At 31.1% G+C, this 17,210-nt stretch carries 18 protein-coding genes and 1 tRNA gene; 9 read left to right on the forward strand and 10 right to left on the reverse strand.

The features are described from left to right. Positions 1-3 precede the first annotated feature (3 nt). From AB3G39_RS08510 to AB3G39_RS08520, 3 genes are all read left to right on the forward strand, one after another. Positions 4-321: a DUF1330 domain-containing protein gene (locus AB3G39_RS08510; protein WP_369769268.1), complete on the forward strand. Its 318-nt coding sequence runs from the start codon at positions 4-6 to the stop codon at positions 319-321. 54 nt (positions 322-375) lie between these two features. Next, a complete protein-coding gene (locus tag AB3G39_RS08515; protein ID WP_369769270.1) occupies positions 376-828 on the forward strand; it encodes a hypothetical protein in 453 nt (150 codons plus the stop codon). Between the two features lie 146 nt (positions 829-974). Then, positions 975-1,568, forward strand: a complete 594-nt coding sequence (locus tag AB3G39_RS08520; protein ID WP_369769271.1) for a hypothetical protein — start codon at positions 975-977, stop codon at positions 1,566-1,568. Between the two features lie 233 nt (positions 1,569-1,801). On the opposite strand, the gene AB3G39_RS08525 is transcribed toward AB3G39_RS08520, so the two are convergent. The 5 genes from AB3G39_RS08525 to AB3G39_RS08545 all read right to left on the reverse strand — a co-directional run bounded on the left by AB3G39_RS08525 (position 1,802) and on the right by AB3G39_RS08545 (position 5,680). After that, positions 1,802-1,875, reverse strand: a tRNA-Arg gene (locus AB3G39_RS08525). 86 nt (positions 1,876-1,961) lie between these two features. Further along, on the reverse strand, positions 1,962-2,102 hold the full coding sequence (locus tag AB3G39_RS08530) for an SsrA-binding protein (RefSeq protein WP_367770674.1): 141 nt from the start codon (positions 2,100-2,102) through the stop codon (positions 1,962-1,964). 74 nt (positions 2,103-2,176) lie between these two features. Beyond that, complete coding sequence (locus AB3G39_RS08535; RefSeq protein ID WP_369769273.1) at positions 2,177-3,835, reverse strand: M56 family metallopeptidase; 1,659 nt, start codon at positions 3,833-3,835, stop codon at positions 2,177-2,179. A 4-nt stretch (positions 3,836-3,839) separates the two neighbouring features. Next, positions 3,840-4,199: a BlaI/MecI/CopY family transcriptional regulator gene (locus tag AB3G39_RS08540; protein WP_367770669.1), complete on the reverse strand. Its 360-nt coding sequence runs from the start codon at positions 4,197-4,199 to the stop codon at positions 3,840-3,842. Positions 4,200-4,459: 260 nt separating this feature from the next. Continuing rightward, the gene (locus AB3G39_RS08545) at positions 4,460-5,680 is read right to left on the reverse strand and encodes an MDR family MFS transporter (RefSeq protein WP_367770667.1); all 1,221 of its coding nucleotides are present in this window, start codon (positions 5,678-5,680) and stop codon (positions 4,460-4,462) included. A 97-nt stretch (positions 5,681-5,777) separates the two neighbouring features. Between AB3G39_RS08545 and AB3G39_RS08550 the strand changes: the two genes are divergently transcribed. The 6 genes from AB3G39_RS08550 (at position 5,778) to AB3G39_RS08575 (ending at position 10,880) form a co-directional block, all read left to right on the forward strand. After that, positions 5,778-6,380, forward strand: a complete 603-nt coding sequence (locus tag AB3G39_RS08550; protein WP_367770664.1) for a DUF1684 domain-containing protein — start codon at positions 5,778-5,780, stop codon at positions 6,378-6,380. Beyond that, on the forward strand, positions 6,380-7,036 hold the full coding sequence (locus AB3G39_RS08555) for a TatD family hydrolase (protein WP_369769274.1): 657 nt from the start codon (positions 6,380-6,382) through the stop codon (positions 7,034-7,036). The genes AB3G39_RS08550 and AB3G39_RS08555 overlap by 1 nt, the downstream gene beginning before the upstream one ends. 64 nt (positions 7,037-7,100) lie before the next feature. Then, the gene (locus AB3G39_RS08560; protein WP_369769275.1) at positions 7,101-7,814 is read left to right on the forward strand and encodes a ThiF family adenylyltransferase; all 714 of its coding nucleotides are present in this window, start codon (positions 7,101-7,103) and stop codon (positions 7,812-7,814) included. A 44-nt stretch (positions 7,815-7,858) separates the two neighbouring features. Continuing rightward, the gene (locus AB3G39_RS08565) at positions 7,859-8,530 is read left to right on the forward strand and encodes an HAD family hydrolase (RefSeq protein ID WP_369764826.1); all 672 of its coding nucleotides are present in this window, start codon (positions 7,859-7,861) and stop codon (positions 8,528-8,530) included. 55 nt (positions 8,531-8,585) lie between these two features. Further along, complete coding sequence (locus tag AB3G39_RS08570) at positions 8,586-9,428, forward strand: DUF2911 domain-containing protein (protein ID WP_369754055.1); 843 nt, start codon at positions 8,586-8,588, stop codon at positions 9,426-9,428. 90 nt (positions 9,429-9,518) lie between these two features. Further along, positions 9,519-10,880: a TlpA family protein disulfide reductase gene (locus AB3G39_RS08575; RefSeq protein ID WP_369764827.1), complete on the forward strand. Its 1,362-nt coding sequence runs from the start codon at positions 9,519-9,521 to the stop codon at positions 10,878-10,880. A gap of 6 nt (positions 10,881-10,886) precedes the next feature. Here AB3G39_RS08575 and AB3G39_RS08580 read toward each other — a convergent pair whose 3' ends face one another. From AB3G39_RS08580 to AB3G39_RS08600, 5 genes are all read right to left on the reverse strand, one after another. After that, positions 10,887-12,602 carry a sodium:solute symporter gene (locus tag AB3G39_RS08580; RefSeq protein ID WP_367770649.1) on the reverse strand — a complete coding sequence of 572 codons (1,716 nt, stop codon included), beginning with the start codon at positions 12,600-12,602 and terminating at the stop codon, positions 10,887-10,889. Between the two features lie 115 nt (positions 12,603-12,717). Continuing rightward, complete coding sequence (locus AB3G39_RS08585; RefSeq protein ID WP_369764828.1) at positions 12,718-15,249, reverse strand: PIG-L family deacetylase; 2,532 nt, start codon at positions 15,247-15,249, stop codon at positions 12,718-12,720. 144 nt (positions 15,250-15,393) lie between these two features. Next, on the reverse strand, positions 15,394-15,945 hold the full coding sequence (locus tag AB3G39_RS08590) for a hypothetical protein (protein WP_367753723.1): 552 nt from the start codon (positions 15,943-15,945) through the stop codon (positions 15,394-15,396). 167 nt (positions 15,946-16,112) lie between these two features. After that, complete coding sequence (locus AB3G39_RS08595) at positions 16,113-16,598, reverse strand: hypothetical protein (RefSeq protein WP_367770644.1); 486 nt, start codon at positions 16,596-16,598, stop codon at positions 16,113-16,115. Positions 16,599-16,768: 170 nt separating this feature from the next. Continuing rightward, positions 16,769-17,080: a hypothetical protein gene (locus tag AB3G39_RS08600; RefSeq protein ID WP_367753719.1), complete on the reverse strand. Its 312-nt coding sequence runs from the start codon at positions 17,078-17,080 to the stop codon at positions 16,769-16,771. Positions 17,081-17,210: the final 130 nt, after the last annotated feature.

The following is a 17,210-nucleotide window of genomic DNA, read 5'->3' on the forward strand; positions in this document are numbered from 1 at the left end:
AATATGAATGAAATAAAAGGAAAAGGATATCTGGTAGCAAATTTTACTATCCATGATACGGAAGGCTTTCAAAAATATGGACAGGCAGCAGGTCATCTTGCTGCCGGGTTCAATGGCAGGATTATCATGTTTGAAACCATGCCTCGAATCAAAGAAGGGAAGGCTGAAGCAGTCATGGCTCTAATGGAATTTGATACTGTTGAAGATGCGGAACGTTTTTACAATTCGCCGGAATATACAGAGGCAAGAAAATTCAGGACTGCTTCTGCCTCCGGCTCTATTGTAATAGGTGAAGGTTTTGCAGTGGAAGTTAATAAATAAAAAAAATATTCCATTGAAGATGAGATTAAAATTGATAGCATTAAAACTGCTATTATGAAAAGAGTTGAACTGAAAGCGTATAAAGAAAATGAAAGTGGATGGAAATACGATACCATAGAAAATAAAATGACAAGTGTTAAAGATATATTTTGCACAATTCAGAGCAGTGAAAGTTTGGATCTTAAAGCGCCTTATGATGGAGTTAATTATGGTACTTTAACTGTCCGTAAAATGAATGGAAAGACGAGTATAATTATATCAATAATGAAAGGGCAAATTTCGGGAGGATATGAAAATGAATACTTTAAAGCTCGTTTTGATGATCAAAAGCAAATAACTTTTTCTTATTTGGGTCCTGCAGACAATTCAACTGAAGTAATTTTTGTAGAGAATAAAAGTAAATTTTTAAAACTTTTGAGAAATTCTAAGAAAGTATTGGTTCAAATTCCTTTATACCAAAATGGTAATCAAATTTTAGAATTTAATACAGAGAACCTTATATTTTAAAGATTTTCTATTATCAAAAATCAGGTGTTCCATAACGGAACGCCTTTTTTTATTTTAAATCGTTAAGTGATTCAAATACAGTTTTTTTGTATTAAAAAAACTTATCTTTAAAGTTCATTATTCTTTAATAATTTAGGTTATTCATTATGGGACGTTACGCAAATTATCCAACAACGGTTGAGGACTGTTTAACAGTATCAATCACGAAATTAAAAGAATGGAACTACTTAAATTTTTTAGGTACAAAATCGGGTGCGATAACTTGGAGTAGAAACGGTGAGAAACATTCGAGTATTAGTATTTCAGTAACTAATAATAGCTTAGAAATGTACGCTACATTAGATTATAAATGTAATGGAGAACCAACTACGTACAAAGTAGAAATTATTAGTAAACCATCAAACTTAGGCAAAGGAGAGGTTTTTTATTTTGTTTGTCCCTTGACTAAAAAGTATTGTCGAAAGTTGTATTTACATAGTGGCTATTTTTATCACAGAGAAGCTTTTAACGGTTTGATGTACTCAAAACAAATAGAAAGTAAAAAGAATAGAGATTTGTTTAAAATTCTTGAAGCTAGCCAACTTTCAGATGAGGTTTATGAAGAACGATATAAAAAGTATTTCAAAACACACTATAAAGCAAAAGAAACAAAACGTTTCAAAAGATTAAATACTAAAATTCAAATTGCAGATAGTTTCCCGCTGGGAACTCTTGAAAGTTTATTAATGAGTACATACTAAAATAGATTACAGTAGTATTCTAAAGTAGATTAAAATAGACTTTTGATTAATCAATATAATTCAAATTTAGTAGTGTAAGAAGTGCATAATGTGAAGCTAAAAGAAAACCTTTTTTTATTAAAGAAAACCAATAGAAAAGCACTTGCGAACCTCAACAATACAAAAATCGTACAAATCAATAAACAAAAAATCCTTAAACTACTGATTAACAGTGTGTTTAAGGATTTAAGTAGTGACCTCGACTGGATTCAAACCAGTAACCTCTTGAGCCGTAATCAAGTGCGCTATTCAGTTGCGCCACGAGGCCTTAATGCGGGTGCAAATATAAGCAATCTTATTAGTTTTGCAAGTCAATTTTAAAATAAAATTAAAATTTATTTCATGTTATTTGCACTAGTCTAATGCTCTTGTAGTTACATAATATCTAAATCCAATAATTGCCATTTGCCATTTTTTGGCTTTGGCCAAATCTAATCTTTGCTTCGTAAAACTGGGTAAGATAAGTTTGTTGAGTTGAGCTACTATTTTAAACATAGTTGGATTTATTTTTTTCAAAGATATAAAAAAAGACGGTCTTGATATTGACCGTCTTCAATGATTTATAATTTCTATTTATTTTCATTTAGCTTGACTTCGTATTCTTCCATTTGCTTTTCGAACACTTTCATTTTTTTTTCAAAAATTTCCATTTGAGCATTAAAAGGTTCCATTTGTTTATCAAACTCTGCCATTTTTTTGTCAAATGCTTCCATTTCGGGTGCTATGGCTTCCATTTTTTTGTTGAACTCTTCCATTTTTATATCAAAGTCTTTCCAAGCTTTTTTATCTCCTGTGATTGGATCTCCTTTCGGAGCCTTTGGAGCCTTGGGAAAATTAGGGGCTTTTGGAGCTTTAAAATTAAAAGTAGGTGGAGTTGGAGGAGTTGGAGGAGTTGGAATGTCTTTATTGTCAGAATATTGAGTTCTTGTTTTAGTAATTATTCTAATTGTATTTTTGTTAGAATTCGTAGCATTAGATTTTCTTACATCCATTGTTTCAATATCTTTTGAATCCAATTCATCTAATTCCTTTTTACTCATTTTTTTTCCGTTTATAAAAATTTCGGTGTCATTTGGAATACCATTACTATTTTTAGTGATTATTTTAATGGTTGATTTTTCGTCATTTTTATTAACGTCCATAGTCTTAATTACACTGGGATCTAATGCGTCTAAGTCAGCTTGACTTGCTTCTTTACCATCAATATAGATAGTTTTTACTTTTTCATTATCGCCTTCTTTTGTAGAGTGCACGTTGACAGTTCTCGTTTTTTTGATGGGGTCAGGGCTACTTTGGCTAAGTTCAGTTTTTAAGTCGTTATCTGGACTTTCTTTTACCGTAGTCATTGTTTCTTTTACTTTTTCCTGTGCAACTACTTCAATTTGAAATAGAAATACAAAGGCAACTAGAGCAGGAAGTATTGATAAGTACTTCCAAGAATTCCTTTTTTTTGATTGATTTTTGTTTAACATAACGATTCGTTTTTTGATTAATGATTGATAAAAATGATTGGTAATGGCAACACAATTTTCCTGTGTTGTTATTTTTAGAAGCGTGATTTGATAGGCTTTTTTGTCTGATATTTTTTTTAATGCTTCACTGTCAGCAATGAATTCAAGGTTTTGCAAAATCGCTTTTTTATACAACCAAATAAATGGATTGAACCAAAAAACAATACAAAACAATCTCGAAATCAGAACGTCAACAGTATGGTGTTGTTCACTATGAATTTTTTCATGCTCTAAAATATTTTCTAACTCGATAGGGCTGTATAATGCCGAATTGTAAACAATAGTATTAAAGTATGAAAATGGTGCTAGATTTTCTTTTATGTCAATAAGTTTAAAATCAGCCTGTTGTTGAGTCGATTTTCCTTTTAAGACCCTTTGTAAACTATAAAAATCATAGGCAAATTTGGCTAGCAATAAAAGTATCCCAAGACTGTAAGTTAAAATAGTTAGTATTGGTAAATAGTCTTCAAATGATTTTTCTTCTATATAATTCGATGCAGGAATATTGGACCAATTTGTATTTGTTACAACAGGCTCCACCCAAATTATTTTTGTAAAAATTACAAGAGGTAAAACCACGGACGTAATTAATCCACTTAATAAAAACCAACGATTACTGGTAAAAAAAGTTTCCTTTCGCAACATAAAATGGTAGCTTACAAAAAACAACGCAAGTAATCCACTGGATTTGATGAGATAAATAAATAGCGTTTCCATACCTTTATTTTTTATTTTCAATCATTTCCAGAATCTCTCGCAACTCCGCTGCCGAAATTTTTTCCTCCTTGGCAAAAAAGGAAACCATGTTTTTATAGGAACTATTAAAATAATTATCAATAGCGGTATTCATAAATTTTTTTCGGTACTCTTCAATAGTAACAATAGGAAAGTATTGATGAGTTTTTCCATAAGCATGATACGATACATATCCTTTCTCTTCTAGATTCCGTATAATAGTCGATAAGGTGTTATAATGTGGTGGATCAATTGTGATTTCTTCCATTACTTCTTTTACAAACGCTTTTTTTAGCTTCCATAAAATGTGCATGATCTCTTCTTCTTTGTTTGTCAGTTTTTGCATAGCTCAAGTTTTATTTGGGCGTTCCCCGCAAAAAAAAGCGGGGGCAGGCTATTCGGCTTTATCTCTTCGTTTCACTACGAGGATATCGCCTACTATCCTTAACGCAATTCAAACTTACAACTATTTTTTTAGTTTTACAACTAAAATTGCAGTTATAAAACTATTTTTATAGTTATAAAAAATAAAATATTGGTAATCAGTTAATTTTCATCAATTTTAACGCGATATATTGAATAGGAGTTCTGTAGGAAAACTTAGATTCAGGCTAGTTTATTTTCTAATTTTAGCAGTTTTTGGATCCAAATACAACATAAAACTGCCGAAATACCAAAAGTTCCCATAACGAACCAATTTACTTGGTAACCAAATCGAGCAATAATTTCAAGTCCCACTTTAGAACTCACAATATGAGCTAAACTAAAGCTCATGGTATACAATGCCATATAACGCCCTTCATGTCCTTTAGGTGCCCTACTCATCGCAAAAGTATTCGAAAACGGAAAAGCAAATATTTCACCAATAGACATCATAATCATGGCAATTATAAGTATTCCTGCCCAAACATTGATGAGTAATAAATAAAAACTAGCTGCCATTATTGATGCTCCCCAAAGAATAATTTTGAGTTTCTGCACTTTTTTTCTTTCAAAATAACCCACAAAAGGCATTTCTAATGCAAAAATCAATAAACCATTTAAGGTCATCAATAAACCGGTTTGCAATTCACTCAAACCAAATTTTTCACTATGATATAAAGGTAAAGTGGTGAATAATTGAAAGAAAATCATTGCCGTGACAAAGCTAACAAATAGAAAAATCCAGAAAATGGTATCCTTAAATACGGAAGCGGCCTCCAGTATGGTGGCATGTGGGTCATGGTGTGAGGATTTTTTCTTTTCTTTTACCAAAAGAGCAAAAATCAAAATCGCCACAATGCAGGAACTACCATCAACCCAAAACAAACCTTGATATCCAATTCCCATGATAATCAAACCACCCAAAGCGGGGCCAGCTGCAAAACCTAGATTTACAGCCAATCGAACTAATGTTAAAGAGCGTGTTCTATTTTCGGGTTTTGCATAAGCACCTAATGAAACAAACATCGCTGGTCGGAACATATCAGCCAAAGTCATAATGCTAAACATTCCAAAGCACAATCCCCAAAAACTGGTAATATATTGGAGCGCAAAAAAGAAAACACCACTACTAAATAAACTAAAAACCATTACTTTATAAAAGCCAATTTTGTCAGATAGTTTTCCTCCGAGCCAAGAACCCAACATGGAACCCAGACCAAATGCGACCATAATCCATCCTACTTCACCATACGAAAACTGTAAGTCTTCCTTTAAATATTTAGATAAAAAGGGCAATACCATCGTTCCCGCTCTATTGATAAACGTGATGAGTGTAAGAATCCAAATTTCTCTTGAAAATCCCTTGAAATTATTGATGTAACGTTGAAAAGCAGTTATTAGCATTATTAAATAGTAAATTTTTACAAAGGTAGAAAACTTTGTAACTTAGAGTCTTTGTCCCTTTGTAACTTTTAAACTATTTTTGCTGAAACAAAAAAAAATGAAAAAGTTTTTATCCTTAGTAATACTGCTTCAGTTAAATTTTGGTTTTGCCCAAGAAAAATATGATAGTAGTGACGCTGAAAAATTTCAAAAGGAAATCAATAGTGAATATGCTGATGCAAAAACGAGTCCTTTGATGGCTGAAGATTTAGCTGTTTTTAAAACTTTAGACTTTTATCCTATTGATAAAAAATACGCTGTTATCGCTCAATTTATTAGAACTGATAATGAGAAACCTTTCGAGATGAAAACGTCAACAGATAGGAAACCAGTTTATGTAAAATATGGTGAAGCACATTTTACCATCGACGGTAAAAAGATGAAACTTAATATTTACAAGAATATTGAGTTATCAAAACAAAAAAAATACAAAGACTATTTGTTTTTACCATTTTCAGATTTAACTTGTGGAAATGAGAGTTATATAGGAGGGAAGTACATTGATTTAAAAACACCAAAAGGCAATACAATCGCAATTGATTTTAATACATCATACAATCCCTATTGTGCCTATAGTCATAAATATTCTTGTCCAAAAGTGCCTTTGGAAAACGACCTGAATATAGAGATAAAAGCAGGAGTCAAAAAATTTCACGACTAATGGATTTTTTTAATTTACATATTCATAATTCGACTAATAATCCAAATGTGTTGGAGTTGGTCAATCAATATCCTTGGGAATTTGATGCCAATATTCCATTTTATTCCATAGGAATTCATCCTTGGTTTATTAACGAACAGCGTCTTGAATCCGATTTAGAAATTATTGAAAGTAAATTACAAGAGCCCAATTGCCTTGCTATTGGCGAATGTGGACTTGATAAACGAATTGAAATTCCAATGAAATTGCAACAAACGGTTTTCGAAAAACAATTGCTTTTAGCTCAAGAATACAAGAAACCAGTTGTACTTCATTGTGTAGCTGCTTTTCAAGAAGTAATAGAGACCAAAAAACGCTTGCATATTTCGGTTCCCATGATTATTCATGGTTTTTCCAAAAATGCACAAGTGGCCAAGATATTAATCGATAATGGGTTTTATATTTCTTTTGGGAAATATTTATTGCGAAATCCTGAATTAGAAACTGTTTTTAGTTCTACACCTAGCGATCGTTTTTTTTTAGAAACAGATACAGTAGTAGAAACAATTGATGAAGTATATGCGTTGGCGGCAAAATATAAAAGATGCACGGCAGCCGAATTGCAACAAACAATAAAAAATAATGTTCAAGTTGTTTTTAAAACAGACTTGATTTAAGATAACTAATATTCAAAAGGTCTAGTTTTTCGAACTTTAAACCTTAAACTTTAAAAAAAAAACAATGGCAGAGTGGACAGAACGAGCGGAACTTTTATTTAAAAAAGAAGGATTAAATAAATTACAAAATGCTAACATTTTGGTCGTGGGACTGGGTGGTGTTGGGTCTTTTGCGGCTGAGTTTTTAGCAAGAGCAGGAGTAGGAAAGATGACTATTGTGGATGGAGATGTTGTAGACATTACAAATATAAACAGGCAATTACCGGCACTACATTCTACTGTAGGGCTACCGAAAATCACTATTGTAGGCGATCGATTGATGGATATTAATCCGGAACTACAATTGACACGTGTACAGGAATTCCTTTCACCAGAGCGCGCATTTGAAATTGTTTTTGATGAGTTTGATTACGTTTTGGATTGTATTGATAGCGTAACACCAAAACTAAATTTAATAATTGGCGCCAAGCGAAAAAGAGTTAAAATTATTTCTAGTATGGGTGCCGGTGGAAAAATGGAAGCGGCAAAAGTGAAGGTAGCTGATATTAATAATACAGAAAATTGTTTTTTGGCTAAAACCATTCGAAGACGATTAAAAGAACATAAAATAGACAAGCTAAAAGTCGTTTTCTCTTCAGAAATTCAAGATGAAGAAAGTTTAAAAATGACAGATGGTTCTAATTATAAAAAATCATTTTATGGAACAAACAGTTATATGCCAGGATTATTTGGGTTATATGCTGCAGAAACTGTGATTCGTTATTTGCTTAAAAAATAATATGCTGTTTTAAGAAATTAGAACTAAAAAAATAAACTTATAAAATGATACAAACTGTAATTTTTGACATGGATGGTGTAATTGTAGACACAGAACCGGTACACCGTTATGCTTATTTTCAGCAATTTGGAGAATTGCAAATTGATGTCACCGAAGAAATGTTTACCTCATTTACAGGAAATTCTACTCGAAATACATTTCAAAAAGTAAAAGATATTTTTCAGCTTGAAAATGATGTTGAAGATATGATTCAGAGAAAACGCACTATTTTTAATGACGCTTTTGATAAAAAGGAAGATTTAGAATTATTAGTAGGTGTAGAAAACTTAATTAAAGATTTTCATCAAAAGGGGATGCAATTAATTTTAGCCTCTTCGGCTTCAAAAGTAACAATAGAACGCGTTTTTAACCGATTCAAATTGCATGATTATTTTACACATATTGTAAGTGGAGAAGATTTTCCAAATTCGAAACCGCATCCCGCTATTTTTGAGCATGCTGCTTCATTATCTGTAGCTCCTAAAGATAATTGCATTGTAATAGAGGACAGTACAAATGGAATCAAAGCAGCAAAAGCTGCTGGAATATTTTGTGTTGCTTACAATAGTTTTCACTCCAAAGATCAAGATCTATCAGAAGCTGATGTGATCATCAATCATTTTTCAGATATTAATTTTGAAACAGTTTCACAATATAAAAATGGAATTAAGGAATAATTAACATTTACAAATGCCTGAATTTGTAAATTTGAAAAAACATAATTTATTAAATATGAAAAAAATACTGATTGCTTTAGCTATTATCATTACTCAATTTACAATTGAGGCACAAGTACAAACTCCACAACAAAGCCCTAAAGCTACGATAAACCAAATGGTTGGATTGACAAATGTTGAGATTGTATATTCAAGACCTTCGGCTCGTGGTAGAGCTGTTTTTGGTAATTTAGTTCCTTTTGGTAAATTATGGAGAACAGGTGCTAATGAAAACACAACAGTATCTTTTAGTGATGATGTTGTAATTGACGGAAAAACGTTGAAAAAGGGAAAATACGCATTATATACAGTTCCAAGTAGCCAAAACTGGGATGTGATTTTTTATTCAACTACAGATAACTGGGGAACTCCACAAGAATTTAATGAAGCAAATGTAGCATTAAGAACAACTGTAAAAGAAGAATCTATGCCAAAAGCAGCGGAGACTTTCACTATTGGACTTAGCGGTTTAGATACTAATTATGGGTATTTAGAAATGTATTGGGAAAATTCGTATGCTGCTTTAAAATTTGAAGTGCCTACACAAAAAATCGCTACTGCAAGTATAGAAAAAGCTTTAGCAGGGCCAAACGCAGGTGATTATTTTGCATCAGCTCAATACCTTTTTCAATCGAACGGTGACATTGTAAAGTCTAGAACTTATATGGATAAAGCGTTAGAACTAAGCACTGAAAAACCATTCTTCTATTTGCGTCTAAAATCATTGATTCAAGCGAAACAAGGTGATAAAAAAGGAGCAATTGAAACGGCAAAATTATCTTTAGTTGCAGCTGAAAAAGCGGGGAATCAAGATTACGTTAAAATGAATAAAGACAGTATTTCTGATTGGAGTAAGTAATTAAATTATTCTGCTTTAAGCATGAACATATTTGTTTTTGAAATCAGTAATTAAGTCACATAATTTGACTTAAAATATAAAGTCTAGGTAATGTATTCTACGTTAAAATCTTTCTTCATTGTTATAAGTCTTTGTTGTATTAATCCAGTTTTTTCGCAAGTAGTTAAGAAAGCTATTGTCAATACAGACTCAAACGGGTATGTTGTAACAATTGATACAGAGAATCTTGTAAATGAAAAAATACTGTTATGCTATACTTATGGTATTAAAAAACAAGATATTATTCTAGATAGCATTACTGTCAAGTCCCCGAAACAGAAAGTTGTTTTTACAAAAAAAAATAAAATTATTGGAGTTATTTATAAATTAATGCTTCAATCTAAGCCTACAGAATATGTAGAGCTGTCAATAGATAACGGTGATAGAATAGGATTAGAATTGAATGAGAAAGCGATAGCAAATGTAAAATGTTTGTATTCTAATCGTACTATTGACTTTCTGGACTACCAGAAAAAAATCAATTCTAAGACCCTTACAGTAGATCAAAAAATAGCATTAGGTAAATCAATAATTGCTAAGTATCCCAATTCATCTCTAAGTTTGTATTTAAAAATTGAAAATAAAATTGCTGAGAAAAAACCAGATGATTTAGCTTCAAAATACAAATACCGAGATTCATTTTTCAGTTTTATAAATAAAAATGATAAGCAATTGATATTGATGCCTAATGTCTATACGTTACTATACACGTACATTAGAGTGCTACCTCTAAATAATGAAAACTATTCAAAGGATTTAGATATTTTGTTTGATGGTATGAATTGTAAAACAGGTACTTACGGCATTTTTTCTAAATGGATTATGTCTAATTTATATTATTTTGATGACGAAAATTTAGAACAAACGTTAGAATATTTTTCTAAAAAATATATAGACGGAGTAACCTGTGATGTGTTAACGGATCAGGAAAAAAGTGGTTTAAAAGCATTAATTAGCACCAATAAAGTCTTACCTAGGTTATCTAAAATTCCTGATTTCAGTATGGAAGATCAAAATGGTCAAAAATTCAATCTGTCTAATATATATGCACAAAATGAGCTTACGTATTTGGTTTTCTTTAGCCCTACATGTCATCATTGTATGGAAACGGTACCTTTAGTTAAAAACTATTTTGATCAATTTAAAGCTTATTTTAAAGACAGAAAGATTCAAGTTGTATCGGTATTAAATGACAGTGATGAAAGTCAGTGGATTAAATTTATCACTGACAATAAATTGACAGACTGGATTAACTTAAAAAACACTGACGATGAAAAACAATATTTAGTAGATTTTAATGCCTATTCAAATCCAAATTTCTTTTTATTAGATAAAGATGGAAAAATACTCTTAAAATCATTTAACCCTAATGCTTTGGTGAATATATTCAATTCTCATTTTGTAAAAAAATAACTGAATTTACTTTTTAGAATTTCTACAAACAGTCCATTGCAGTAATGATGACAGAATTATAGTCAACATAGCTCCAATAAAGTTAAGCCATAAATATCCTAATTTGGCCTCGCCACTTGGATACACATGAATGGCAAAATAATAAATTATAAAAATTGTCATTTGACTTACTAAAGCGCTATAAAATATTGCTTTGGCTTGTACATGTTTAATATAGAAACCTACAAGGAATATCCCTAATACTGTACCATAGAATATGGAGCCTATTATGTTTACCAACTGTATTAAATTTTCAAATAAGGTCCCTATGCAAGCAAAAAGAATAGCGATGATACCCCATAATAAAGTGAAGAACTTAGTGGCATTTAGATAATGCTTTTCTGACTTTTCTTCTTTTAGGTTACGCTTGTATATATCTATAGCTGTTGTGGATGCTAATGCATTTAATCCCGATGCGGTAGAAGACATAGCTGCTGATATAATAACTGCTAGTAATAACCCGATAAGCCCTTTTGGTAAATAATTTAGAATGAAATGAAAGAATACATAATCTTTGTCATTCGTTTCACTATGGCTATCCGCTTTTAAAATTATCTCTTTAGCTCTTTCTCTTAAATCTTTTTCCTTCGAGGATAAGGCTATTAATTCCTTTCTAAGAATTGGATTGTCATAATCTTGGTTGAGTTGGTCAATATATAATAGATTGATTACTTTTTTATCTTCTGATAGTGCATCCAATTGTTTTTCTAAACCATGATATTCTTCTTTGTATTGTGATTTTTCAATCGTTATTTTATTATTAGGATTGAAGTTTAAAGGAACTGGATTGAATTGAAAAAAGACAAAAACCATTACTCCAGTTAACAAAATAAAGAACTGCATTGGAACTTTTAAAAGGCCATTCATAATCAATCCCATCTGACTTTCTCGGACTGATTTTCCTGATAAATAACGTCCTACCTGTGATTGATCTGTTCCAAAATATGCTAATGCCAAGAAAAATCCTCCCGTTATTCCACTCCAAAAAGTATATTTTTCCTCGGGATCAGTAGAGAAATTTACAATATTCATTTTATCATTTGCACCAGCAATATGCAAGGCATTACTAAAAGTCATTTCGTTTGGTAAAAAATGCAATATGAGAAAAAAGGTAATGAACATCCCTGACATAATCACAAACATTTGTTGTTTCTGGGTTACATTTACCGCTTTAGTCCCTCCCGAAAATGTATATATAATTACTAGAACACCAATAACAATGTTCATATAAGTAAGATTCCAGCCTAATATTGCTGACAAGATGATAGCAGGTGCATAAATGGTAAGTCCTGTTCCTAATCCTCTTTGAAATAAGAAAAGGATTGCAGCTAATGAACGGGTTTTTAAATCAAATCTTTTTTCTAAATATTCATAAGCAGTATAGACTTTGTACTTATGATATATTGGAATAAAAGTGAGGCAAATAACGATCATAGCAATAGGTAATCCAAAGTAAAACTGAATAAATCCCATACCGTCATGATAAGCCTGTCCTGGAGTTGACAAAAAGGTTATAGCACTAGCTTGTGTAGCCATAACCGAAAGCCCTACAGTATACCATGGGGTCTCGTTACCACCTAGAATAAAGTCTTCAACATTTTTACTTCCTTTGGTTTTCCAAGCTCCGTAAATTACTATAAATAATAGGGTTACAATAAGTACAATCCAATCGAATAGTTGCATATTTTATGAGTATAATTTCATTATTAGATAAAAGATCAAAATATAAATGGCATTTGCTATAAGCACCCATGTATAATTTTTTTTCCAATTTTTTGTTTTTTTTGCCTCCATAGTATTAGGGTTTTATTTTCTGATCAGGAATTGTTGTTGGATTTTTTAATGAAATCATATTGGACAATAATCGATAAGCTCCTGAGACTCCTGCGGGTAATTCTCTAAATAAACTCAAACCTGTATAAATGTAATATCCTTTTCCATAAGGAGCTACTAGTAATGCACCATTTTTTGGTGTTTCTCCTTTGTCATTTGAAGATAAGATAGGAGTGAAGGCTTTATCGTATTCACTTGGGTAATATAAACCTTGCTCTTGCGTCCATCCTTCGAAGTCAGTAGCGCTAATTTTGTTTGGATAATTTAAAATGGGGTGATTAGGTGCTAGAAATTTTACTGTAGCATCTTCTTCAGTAACACGATCACGAGACATGGTTAAAGGATAAGGAGCTATTTCTAGACCGGGATTTAAATCAGGTGTGTTGTATTGTACCAGCATTGTTTTTCCTCCTTTTACAAAATCAAAAAGAATTTTTTGTTTGTTTGTTAATACTTGTACGGTATTATAGGCACGGATTCCAGTAATAATAACGTCAAAAGGGGCTAGTTTTTCAGGGGAAATTTCATCAGGATTCAATAGGGTAACGATATATCCCATTTGAGTTAAACTCTCAGGAACTTCATCACCAGCGCCCATAATGTATCCAATTTTTTGATTATTAATTTTTAAATCTAATTTAATAAATTTTGATTCTGCTGGCGCTAATACTTGCTGCTTCGTGATATGACTGTAGTCAATTATTACTTGGTCCGTATTATAAATTTTATTGTCAATTACCGCTATACTTTTTGCAATAACTTCAGATGGTTCTTTGGGAGGAGTTACTTCAAAGTAAACAATTTTTTCGGTTCCTTTTTTGTCTAAATTAAATGGAATTGATGTTGGAGAAACAATCCATTTTTCAGGTAAATCAAGTTGCAAATCTCCTTTAATATTGTCTTTTCCAGATTTAATTTTTACAGCTATTGCTTTATGGCTTCCTGTATTAAAAAGCGACACTTTATCAAGGATACTTGTTGTAACTGCAGGAACAATGTCTAGATAATTATACATTTCTCCTTTTACATTATCATTGTATTTGTAAACAACAGTGCGATCAAAAGGAATTTCGACTCCATTAATCTTCATATTGAAAATTACTTTTACCTCTCGAATAATATCTGGGATTCCAATATTTTTTTGATCATTTACCGTATACATCCCTACAGTTCCTTTCTCTTTAAGCCAATACGGCTGAGTGTAATCAATTGTTGAAGGTAATTGTAAATTGAGATTTATGTTTTCTAAAATGTTGTTTTTTAAATCTTTGTTTTGAACAATCGTTTTTTGCTCTGGTAAAGTTTCAACACTTACTAATTGTATTGATACTGTACTTCTATTTATAGCCTCCAGTTTTAAACCAACAATACTTCCAGGAGTTGCTTCTTGCTCTGTCGCAACTGCTTCTAGATATAAGCCAGCACAAGCTGTAATAATTTTTTTCAGTTCTTCTGATTTTACCGGTTTCCAATGGTCTTCATCTAATGATTGGATCATTTGATAGACTTTGACCAAGTTGGGAATACTAGCCGAAGGATTTGTAAAATCATATTTAGACGTAATTTCCGCTATTAAATCTCCAATAGGTTTTCCGCCTTTAATGCGATTCCAACTCGTGTCTATTCCTTCAAATATATTAGATTTATCTTTTAAGGATTCACCATTAATCAATTCAAGATATTCAGAATCCGCCCCACGACTTCCAGTACTTCCAAAACCTTGTGATTGATGGCTACTTCTACTTAAAGCTGCAATTTCCTGATTTGACTTCCCTAAATCAGGATAGTAAACACCAGTTTGTATTGTTGTTAAATTGGTTTTGTCTGCCCCATCAAATTTTTCTTTACTTCCATAAAACCACCAAGAAGTATTAAAAAACTGGCGTTTGGGTTGCCATGGTTTTACTAATTTTAATTGATCTGCAAATATGCTAGGATTATTAGTTAGGCTAAAGCTTTCAGTGCTTAAAATTGCCGAAGAGGTATGATGACCATGAGTTGTACCTGGTGAGCGATGGTCAAAACGATTGATGATAACATCGGGTTGGAATTTTCTAATGGCCCAAACTACATCGGAAAGTACTTTTTCTTTATCCCAAATTTGTAATGTTTCATCAGGATTTTTTGAAAAACCAAAATCATTAGCTCTTGAGAAAAATTGTTCACCACCATCAATTTTTCTAGCTTCTATCAATTCTTGAGTACGTATTACACCTAATAGTTCTCTTAATTGCGGGCCTATTAAATTTTGACCTCCATCACCACGTGTTAAGGAAAGATACCCTGTTCTGGCCTTGGTTTCATTTGATAAATAAGAAATTAATCGGGTATTTTCATCATCAGGATGTGCTGCAATGTAGAGAACAGATCCTAGGAAATTGAGTTTTTCAATTTGATTATAGATTTCAGCGGAAGTTACTTTTTGAGGTTTTTGTGCTAAAAGTATTTGAAAGGAAATTAGAATTAGTAAGGTTAAAATATATTTATTTTTAATCATTTTTCGGAAATTAATTTACAATTACCTCAAATGTAGTAATTATATATTTTTCATTTAATTGTTTTTTAATTTTCTTAACCAAAAAGGATATGGCAAAAAAAAGAGCATCATTTACGATGCTCTTTTTTAATTTAAATAAAAGGATTAATTTCTTCTATTATTATGTTTATTGTTTCCTTCTCCATGACCTTTTCCACGACTGTTTCCATGTCCTTCATCATGTCTTTCATTTCTATAATTATTTGATTTTCTATGGTTATCAGCATATCTACGATTTTGTGTGTATCTATGGTTATCTGATCTTCTATCATTATTTCTATATCCAATAGATCTTTGATTTTCACCTCTATATCCTTTGTGGTATCTTACTCGATCATGATTGAAATTTGAGTAAGGTCTGTTACCATGGTAGTCATTTAGTACTACTTTATATCCTCTGTTTAAATCGTAATTACGATATTGTCTTGGTAAATATCTCGATCTAACCCATCTACCACTTCCAAAATAAATAAACTGAGAAGCACGTATATCATAATACGCTTGAACATCAGGTAAATAATAATAATCAACATTTGCATATCCTGAAGGTCCCCATGATGGAGCTGTACCTATATTTAAACTTACTGAAACTTGAGCTTGTGTAGCACTTGATATGAGTAGAATTATTCCAACGGCAATTAGTTTTAATGATTTCATCTTTTCTATATTTTTAAATTAATTTTTTTAAATTTTTATTCATTTAGTATATACTTTAAGATAGAATCCAACAACTGTGCCAGAATGATTTTATTAACGTTTAATTGGGTATATGCCAAAAAAAAAGAAACGCATTATACGTTTCTTTTTAACAATGTAATTATAAATTAATGTTTGCTTTTTCCGTGACCTTTATTTCCATTTCCTCCTTTATGATTCCCATTATCCTTATGGTTATCATTATCTCTATGACTGTCATTATGGTTGTCATTCCTGTTGCCAATTGATCTTTGAGGTTGTCCTTTATACCCTTTGTAATATTTTACTTTGTGTTGTTTGTAATAGGTATAAGGTGTTCTTCCGTGATAATCATTTAATACTACTTTATATCCATTGTATAAATCATAGTTTCTATATTGTCTCGGAAGATATCTTGATCTTACCCATTGACCACTTCCAAAATAAATAAATTGAGAAGCTCGAATATCATAATAAGCTTGGACATCTGGTAAGTAATAATAATCAACTTGATCATAACCAGAAGGTCCCCAGGAAGGAGGTGTACCAATATTTACGTTTACTGAAACCTGTGCTTGTGTAGCACTTGTTACCAATAGAACTATTCCAATTGCAATTAATTTTATAGTTTTCATTTTTTCTATTTTTTATTTTAATTTTTAAAGTATTGAATTTTCAATACATAATACTAAAAACAACTATGATGCCAAAACACTTATATTAACAGTTATTTAAGTCGAATATTTACATAAAAAAAGAAGTGTTATAAACACTTCTTTTTTTTATGTAGTTGTTAATTATGTACTTATAGTAATAAAATTAATAAAAGTATAATAATAATAATTGCTCCTACGGAAAGGTACAATCCATTTCCAGATGATCTTAAGTTTTCTTTTATTTCACGAACTTCTTTTCTAAGTTCTTTTTTTTCTGAAGATTTTAAAGATGATTTGTCCATCTCTTTTATTTCTTCTAAGCGGTTTAGCATTGTTTGAACTTCTGCAGGAATTTCTTTTGGTTCTGAAGTTGGTACATTTTTTTCAGCAGCAAACATAGAACTTGGACAGGCAGTTAATGATAATACCATTATCATTAAATAAAAACTTAGTTTTTTCATAGTTATTTGGTTTTAATTTTGTTTTTTTAACTGATATAAAGATAATAATAATCTTATAATTAGATTTGTATAATTAACAACAAAAATTATAATATTCACACATATTTAAAATTAAAATAAATTTTAATTT

This window comes from Flavobacterium sp. WC2416, assembly GCF_041200095.1.
GTDB lineage: Bacteria > Bacteroidota > Bacteroidia > Flavobacteriales > Flavobacteriaceae > Flavobacterium.